Annotated in this window: 1 protein-coding gene and 1 pseudogene; one reads left to right on the plus strand and one right to left on the minus strand. The window is 60.5% G+C overall.

The genetic code is table 11. The annotated features are described in order from the left end of the window. The first annotated feature begins 49 nt into the window (after positions 1–49). Positions 50–1,282, plus strand: coding sequence for an amidohydrolase family protein (locus AC1D1Z_RS37030; RefSeq protein ID WP_131647021.1), 1,233 nt, complete (start codon positions 50–52; stop codon positions 1,280–1,282). Positions 1,283–1,366: 84 nt separating this feature from the next. Here AC1D1Z_RS37030 and AC1D1Z_RS37035 read toward each other — a convergent pair. Then, a pseudogene (locus AC1D1Z_RS37035) lies at positions 1,367–1,705 on the minus strand (DDE-type integrase/transposase/recombinase); the annotation flags it as partial. Between the last annotated feature and the right edge of the window lie 93 nt (positions 1,706–1,798).

A 1,798-nucleotide genomic window follows, 5' to 3' on the forward strand; every position in this document is an offset into this window, starting at 1 on the left:
TCACAATCGCGTCGCCCGCAATTTTCTTCYGTCAGTCTGAGGAGGCTCCATGGCGATCGACTTTGTCATCCGCAACGCCCGACTGGCAGGCTTGACTGAACCGACCGACATCGCCTTCGAGGCGGGCCGCATCGCGGCGATCGCGCCTGGTTTCGTCTGCGATGCCCCGCATTATGATGCCGGGGAAAAATTTGCCTGTGCAGGTCTCATCGAAACCCATATCCACCTCGACAAGGCCGGGATCATCAGTCGCTGCAATCTCTGCACCGGGACACTCGCGGAAGCCATCAGCGAAACCTCCCGGGCCAAGGCGGCCTTCACCGAGGAAGACGTCTATGCCCGTGCTGCCGCGGTCGTCGAAAAGGCGATCCTCAACGGCACCATCCGCCTGCGCACCTTCGTCGAGATCGACCCACGCGCCGGGTTCCGCTCCTTCGAGGCGATCAGGCGTCTGAAGGCGGATTATGCCAGCCTCGTCGACATCGAAATCTGCGCCTTTGCCCAGGAGGGCCTGACGAACGATCCCGATACGGAAGAGATGCTGGAACAAGCGTTGAAGGCGGGCGCCGATCTGGTGGGAGGCTGCCCCTACACCGATCCCGAGCCGACCGAACACATCCGTCGCATCTTTGACATCGCCATGCGCCATGACGTCGCCGTTGATTTCCACCTCGATTTCGATCTCGACCCCGCAGGCTCTGATCTTCCGACCATTATCGTCGAGACCGTCGCGCGCCGATACCAGGGGCGCGTCTCGGTCGGCCACGTCACCAAGCTCTCGGCCCTGCCGCTGGAAGAGCTGGAGCCGATCGGCCGCCGTCTCGCCGAGAGCGGCATCGCGCTGACCGTCCTGCCGGCCACCGATCTCTTCTTGACCGGCCGCAATTCGACCTTTCTCATCCCTCGCGGCGTGACACCCGCTCATCGCCTGGCAGCACTCGGTGTCGTGACGACCATCTCCACCAATAATGTCCTCAATCCGTTCACGCCCTTCGGCGACGTCAACCTGATGCGCATAGCCAATCTCTACGCGAACATTGCCCAGATCGGCACCACCGATGGCCTCGACGGCGTCTTTGCCATGATCACGGCGCAGGCAGCCACCCTCCTGGGAATAAAGGGCTACGGCATTGCGATCGGTAGCGGGGCAGATGTCGTCCTCTTCGACGCCCCGTCGGCTGCCGATGCCGTTGCGACCATCGCGCCCGCGCTCATCGGTTGGAAAAAAGGCCGCCGGAGCTTCCTGCGACCGCGCCCTCGGCTTTTCGTGCACGACGGCTAATTTCGTCGCCGGTCGGCCGCGTGGCGTGGCTTTCAGACGATTGTAGATATGAGTGAGATTGCGGTCAGTGATCGAGAGGGAAGATGGGACGAAGAGGTTTCGGACGGCGGAGAAGATCAACACGAAATGGTGCAATGAGCCAACCGACCATAAACCCTGTCGCGTTCGCTGCCGTTTTCTGAACGGCAGGTGAGAATTCTCCGCCCGGTTGTTCAAGCCTTTATGCGAGCGGTGTTCCACGTCCGGCATGAGCTGGCGTTTAGCCGCCCCGTTGGAGCGCAATTTGTCGGTGATCACACGCTTTGGCGGCGTGGCTTGCTTGTTCAGAAGTCGCGTCAACAGGCACTTGGCCGCCTTGGTGTAACTTCGCGTCTGGACGATCTCATCGAGCACATATCCGTCCTGATCAACCGCTCTCCACATTTCTGACCGTTGATGCGCACACGACTTCAATCGAACTGCCAAACGTTGCCGCAAAAGGGTTGCCGCAAAAGTCGAAGTTCCATAATGTTGATT

This window comes from Rhizobium sp. P1_E1 (genome assembly GCF_056406015.1).